Annotated in this window: 3 protein-coding genes; all 3 read left to right on the plus strand. The window is 69.7% G+C overall.

The genetic code is table 11. The annotated features are described in order from the left end of the window. Nucleotides 1-315 precede the first annotated feature (315 nt). Nucleotides 316-723: an effector-associated constant component EACC1 gene (locus U9980_RS18840; protein WP_322769123.1), complete on the plus strand. Its 408-nt coding sequence runs from the start codon at nt 316-318 to the stop codon at nt 721-723. Between the two features lie 12 nt (nt 724-735). Beyond that, a complete protein-coding gene (locus U9980_RS18845; RefSeq protein ID WP_322769124.1) occupies nt 736-5,295 on the plus strand; it encodes a caspase, EACC1-associated type in 4,560 nt (1,519 codons plus the stop codon). Nucleotides 5,296-5,433: 138 nt separating this feature from the next. Further along, a partial coding sequence (locus tag U9980_RS18850) for a PAS domain-containing protein (RefSeq protein ID WP_322769125.1) occupies nt 5,434-6,512 on the plus strand: 1,079 nt, incomplete at its 3' end.

A 6,512-nucleotide genomic window follows, 5' to 3' on the forward strand; every position in this document is an offset into this window, starting at 1 on the left:
ATGCCGGGCGGTCAGGGCCTCATGTGCCCGCTTGTTGTCCGCGGCCATCCTGACCGCGTCGACCATTGCAATACCCACAGCAGCCCCCGTTGCCGTTTCGGTGTCCACCCCGATCACTGCCCCCTGCTGTCCGGGCGGCGGATGCCCGGCAGCTGGTCCCGTTTCGCCGCGATTCCCCATAACCGGGCACGAGGAGGCACAGAGTACGCGGTGGCCATTCCGGTGCGAAGCGTGGGTGCTCGCCGGTTGTCGAGGTGCTCCAGGGTCCGCACCCATGCCCGCACCCCGTACAGCCAAAAGAGCACAATACGGACTATGGATGTCGTCATCGCGGTGCAGGACGGCAGTGAGCGGACCGATGGCGGCGCGGCGCCGTTGGGAACCTGGCTTGCCAGGGAGCCGCAGCTGCGTGGCCGGATCCGTCGTCGCGCGACGGGCGAGCCCGCGGCCGGGACCATGGGGACGGCCGCAGATCTCCTCACCGTGGTCCTGGAACCGGGAGGGGTCGCCACAGTGCTGGCCGCCGCACTGGTGACGTGGGTGCAGCGCCGCACCGGGAACCAGACCGTGACCGTCACCCGACCTGACGGAACCACGATCGCAGTGGCGGCCGAGCACGTCCGCGGGCTGGACGCGCGACAGGTGGGTGAATTGGCCCAACAACTCGCCCGGTCCTTGGAACCTGGCACGGGGTCGGTCGAACCGGAAGACCCGGCCGAATAAGGGCGCGGACGGATGACGGCACCCCGGCGACCACCGCTCGGTGACCTGGCGGGGATGGGTGCGCGGGCGGTACTGGTGGGAACAAGCCGGCACACCGACGCGTCGGGCCTGCCGGATCTGCCGTCGGTGGCCACCACGGTCGAGGATCTGCGACGGGCACTCGAAGAGGTGTGCGGCATGGAGCCCGCACACATCCGCACCATCATCGACCCCGCCGACGAAGGCGCTGTGCTCGACGCGGTGGAGGAGATCGCCGCACAGGCCACCGGCGTCGTTCTCTTCTACTTCGCGGGGCACGGCCTGCTCGGGCCAGGGGATCGGCTCTACCTGGCCACGCATGCCAGCCTCGCTGGAGACCGGATCGCCCGGTCGGCCTCCTATCAGACCATCCGCGACATTCTCGCGGACCTGCCCGCCAGCACCGTGGTCATGCTCGACTGCTGCTTTTCCGGGCTGGCGGACGCGACCGGCCGCGGCCGCCAACGGGATCCCTACGCCTCCGCCCGGCCACGCGGCAGCTACCTGCTGACCTCGGCGTCCCACTACGCGGTCTCCTATGCTCCGCCGGGCGAGCGCCACACCCTGTTCACCGGCGAGCTGTTGCGGCTCCTGCACGAGGGTGACCCCGCCGGCCCGGTCCGGTTGACCCTCGACCACGTCTACGGCTACCTCGACCGGCGCCTGCAGGCCGCGGCGGCCCGGCCGCACCGGCAGAGCGACGGCAGGGCCGGGGAACTCGTCCTTGCCTCCAATCCCGCCTACCAGCCCGTCGCGGAGCCCGATGACACATCATTGCGGCCACCTGACAACTCTGCGTGTCCCTATCCGGGGATGGAGCCGTTCCAAGCGGAGGACCACGAACGGTTCTTCGGCAGGGAGGATGTCGTCCAGCGCCTGCTGGGCGAGGTCACCGGGAGCGATACCGGTCACCGTCCAGTGATGCTCGTGGGGTCCTCCGGGGTGGGCAAGTCCTCGATCCTGCGTGCTGGGCTGCTGGCCGGCCTGGACCGCCGGCACGATGCGGACCGGACGAGTCCCTGGCCGGCGGTGCTGCTGGCGGCGCCGGGAGCCCAGCCGCTGCAGGCTCTCGCCGAACGGCTGACGGCGGCCACCGGGAAGCCTCTGGATGAGGTGGAACGGCAACTGCTGGCCGGACGGTTGCCCAGCATCGCGGAGCGGTCCGGCGGGTGCGCGGTACTTGTCGTCGACCAGTTCGAGGAGGTCTTCACCCGGTGCCCGGACGAGGATCAGCGGGCGCGATTCATCCACGTGCTGTGCGCCGGTTCCGACACCGGCCCGGACCGTACGCGGGTGGTGCTCGGGCTCCGCGCGGACCACTACGGCAACTGCCTGGCATATCCCGAACTGGTCCGCGCTCTGCGGGACGGCCAGGTGACGGTACCGCCCCTGGACGATGCCGGGTTACGGGCGGCCATCGAACGCCCGGCGCAGGCAGGCGGCCTGGTCCTGCAGCCTGGTCTGACCGATCTCCTGCTGCGGGACCTGCGTGAGGGCGGGAGTTCCAGCCTGGGCACAGCCCTGCCGTTCCTGGCCCACGCGCTGCGCGCCACCTGGACCAGGCGCAGCGGTCGCACCCTCACTTTCGCCGGCTACCAGGCCACCGGTGGGATCTGGCGGTCCGTCACCCGCACCGCTGAGGAGATCCACGACACGCTGTCCGAACCGGGCCGGCTGGCTCTGCGGGACCTGCTGTTACACATGGTTCATCTCAGCGACAGCGACAGCGGTGGGGAGGCGGTGCGACGCCGCGTCGACCTACGAGAGATTACCCACGGCCGTTCCAACGTGGAGCGCCAGATCATCACCCTGGTGTGCGACCGATTGGCGCAGGCCCGGCTGCTCACCGTCGACGACGGCGGGGCGCAGCTCTCCCACGAGGCTCTGCTGCGCGCCTGGCCCCGGCTGCGCCGATGGCTCGACGAGGATCGCGCCGGGCTGGTCATCCGTCAGCAACTGGCCGATGCGACGGACGCCTGGCAGCGTGCCGGTCGTGATCCGGCATTCTGTCATCGCGGCGTCCGGCTGGCTGCGGCCCGCGAGTGGGCCGCCGACGCGCGGCATGAGCGCCTGCTGCGGATGGCCGACCGGGAATTCCTCGACGCCAGCATCCGAGCGGAACAGGCCGAACAGGCTCGGGAACGCCGGCGGGTCCGCCGGCTGCGACAGATCCTCGCCGGCCTGGCGTTCGCTCTGTGCCTGACGGTGCTGGCCGCCGCAGTGGCGTTCCAGCAGCGCTCCAGCGCACAGCGCAACCTCCGGGCGGCGACCGTCCGCCAGCTTCAGGCGGCGGCCATCTCGGCTACCGGCACCGAGCCACGGTCCGCGCTGCTGCTCGCGGTGGAGGCATTCCGACGGGACCCGTCGCAGACCAGCCGGGCGGCCCTGCTCGACGTCCTGGCAGGTACCCAGTTCTCCGGAGCCATTGAGAACCTACCGAACGTCGTCGGCACGGTGACCTACAGTGGGGACGGCCGGATCCTGGTCATCGGCACCGGCGACGGCACGGCACAGGTGTGGGACGTCTCTCAACCTGATCATCGCCGCAAGCTCACCGACGTGGTGGCGCACGAGCAGCCTGTGTTCACCCAGGGGGTGATGGCGTCCTGGCTCGACGACGGCGGGCACCTGCTGTACCTGCTGGGCCAGGACGGTGTCATGGGAATGTTCGACCTGGCGGACCCCGCGCATCCCGTCGGCCTGGGAACCGTCCACGGGATCGCGGGAAACGGCCAGGCTGCGGGGGTCATCCAGGCTGCGGCATTCAGCCCCGATGGGCACACGCTGGTCGCATCCGATCTCGGAGTGCTCTCGCTGTGGGCGGTGGGTACGCGTCCCTCGGATGTGACGCGCCTGGTCCAGTTACCGCGACACGACACCGGCCCGCTCAACGCGGCCGTCTTCTCCCCCGACGGGCGGCTGCTGGCCCTCGGCTGGCAGGACGGAACCACCGAGCTGTGGAACACCACGGACCGTTCCCACCCGCTCCGGCAGGCTGTCCTCACCCCGGCCGGCCTCACCCCGGCCGGCCGCCCCGCGGTACTGTCTGCCGCCTTCAGCACCGACGGGCGGACCCTGGCCACAGGAGCGGACGACGCGCAGGCACGGCTGTGGGATCTGACGGACCCCGCCCACCCACGCCAGAGCGCAGGCCTGAGCGGTCACGGTGGCGCGGTCCGCGCGGTCGCCTTCAGCCCCGACGGCAGGAGCCTGGCCACCGGCAGCACGGATCGCACGATCGCGCTGTGGGATGTCGCTTCTCCTGCGACGTCCGTGCGCACCGCCACCTTCACCGGACATCAGAATCTGATCAAGGCGGTGAGTTTCGCGCCGGACGGCGCCACCCTGGCCACCGGCGGCAATGACGACACGGTGTTGTTCTGGTCACTGGCCGACCGCCTGACTCCGACACGGTCGGCACAACCGATCGTCGGAACCACCCTGTTCTTACAGAGCCCCTACACGCCGCTGCGCTTCTCGACCCTCGACCCGACCGGAACGCTGCTGGCGGCCTGGGGCGCCGGCGGTCGGCCGGTGTTGATGTACCTGACAGGTCCGTCAGCCGGTCGCGACGCCGGTACCGTCGACGTCCCGGACCGCCCGCAGGTGGTCTTCGCGCCGGACGGCCGCGCCCTCGCCACCGCCGCCCGCGACGGGACCGTGACCGTCTGGGACGTCTCCGACCCCGCATCGCCGGTGTCGACCGCACAGTTCCGCATCTCCGACGGTGCTGGCGCCGTCGCGTACATGGCAGTGTCCCCCGACAACACGCTCCTTGCCGTCAGCAGCGCTGCGGGACCAACGACCATCTGGGATATCTCCGACCGACGCCACCCCGTCCAGGCGTCATCCCTCACCGCGTACGGGACCGCGAGCTGCGCCGTGACCTTCAGACCGCGGGGGCGCATCCTCCTGTGCGGTGACTACCTGTACGACCTCGCCGATCTCCGCGGTCCGAAACCGCTGGGCACCCTCGTGGACCCAGACCGTCCCCACCTGCATGTCTCCGGTACCGCCCGTTTCTCCCCCGATGGGAACACCCTGGTGGCCGCCTTTCTTAAGGACACCTACGTATTCGACGTGTCCGACGTGTCCGCTACGGCCGCACCACGGTTCCGGGTGAAAATCAGCAGCGGCGCGCCGATACCCGCCATTGCGTTCAGCCCGGACGGACGGATCCTCGCCACTGTCGGCGGTGGTGACGAAGTAGTGCTGTGGGACATGACCTTCACCTCCGCACCCCACCGGGTCACGGCGGTGACCCTACAAGCCTATCCGCGTGGCGTGGCATTCTCCGAAACCGGTGACACGCTGACCACCTACGATGAGTACGGCAACGTCGTCAGGTGGAATATCGCCCCGCTGCGCGCCGCAGTGACGGACCCGGTGGCCCGCGCCTGTCGCCTGGCCGGGGCCAACCCGACCCAGACGGAATGGTCGGTCATGGCCCCCGGCGTCACCTTCGACCGTGTGTGCCCGACTCTCCCCGAAGCACCGTCGCCACCCAGTTTTCCGGTCTTGTCCCCATCAACGTCGATACCGGCGGGCAACTGAAACGAGCCAGCACCGTGCGGATGCCCGCAGCCTCGGGTTGAAAGCGGCACAATCGGGCAGCACCCTTGGAACAATGCCGCGGAGTCCTGCCTGTGAGGATCCCGAGCCATGGCCGCGGCGAGGGTGAGATGCGCACCGATGAACACCGACCCGGAAGGCACCGAAACGGACAGCACCGAGACGGAAGCGCTCAGAGACTGGACGCTGGCCCAACTCCCGATCCCGGTAGCAATCTACGATGGCAAGGAGCGGCTTGCGAGGGCCAACGAAGCGATGACCCGCCTGATGGGCAGAACGGAAGAGGAGATGCGCGGGCTGCATCTGCGGGAAATAGCGCCCTATCCTCCCTTTGAGGAGTACGACAGGCTGCAGGAACAGGTGCTGCGGACCGGGGAGATGATGCGCCACGAAAACTACGGCCGTGCTCCCGGCGAAGCCCGCGAGCACGCCTGGTCGATAATTTTTTTCCCCCTGAAGAATCAGGACGGCCGGGTGCAGGGCGTTTCCGCCGCGGTGCTTGACTACACTGAACAGTACTGGGCCCGGCGTCGGCTGGTCATCGTGAACGACGCCAGCACCCGCATCGGCAGCACCCTGGACGTGACCCGCACCGCCCAGGAGCTGGCGGACGTCGCCGCCGGCCGATTTGCCGATTTCGTCAGCGTCGACCTGCTGGACTCCATCTTCCACGGCGAGGAGCCGACGCTCGATCCGGTCACCGGCCCCGTCGTGCTGCGCCGGGTCGCACAGCAGTCCGTCCTGGCAGGCTGCCCCGAGTCGGCGGTCACGCCGGGTGCGGCCGAATCCCACCCCGAATACTCGCTCCTGGCGCGGACCCTGGCCACCGGCCTGGCCTCACGACATTCCGTCGATGACCCCGACATCCGCAGGTGGACGGCGCACTTCCGGGCCCGTGTCCAGAGCATCCGCCAGTACGGCATCCACGCGGTGATGGCAGCGCCACTGCGGGCCCGTGGCACCACCCTGGGCGTCGTGATGTTCCTGCGGCATCGCACCCCGGACCCCTTCGACGACGACGACCTCCTGCTCGCCGAGGAGATCACCGCAAGAGCGGCCGTGTGCGTGGACAACGCCCGCCGCTACTCTCGTGAGCGCACGACCGCACTCGCCCTGCAGCGCAGCATGCTCCCGCGTCGGATACCCCAGCCGGCGGCCCTTGACATCGCCTCCCGCTACCGACCTGCCGACTCCCAAGC

The sequence above is a fragment of the Protofrankia sp. Cr1 genome (assembly GCF_963555865.1).
GTDB lineage: Bacteria > Actinomycetota > Actinomycetes > Frankiales > Frankiaceae > Protofrankia.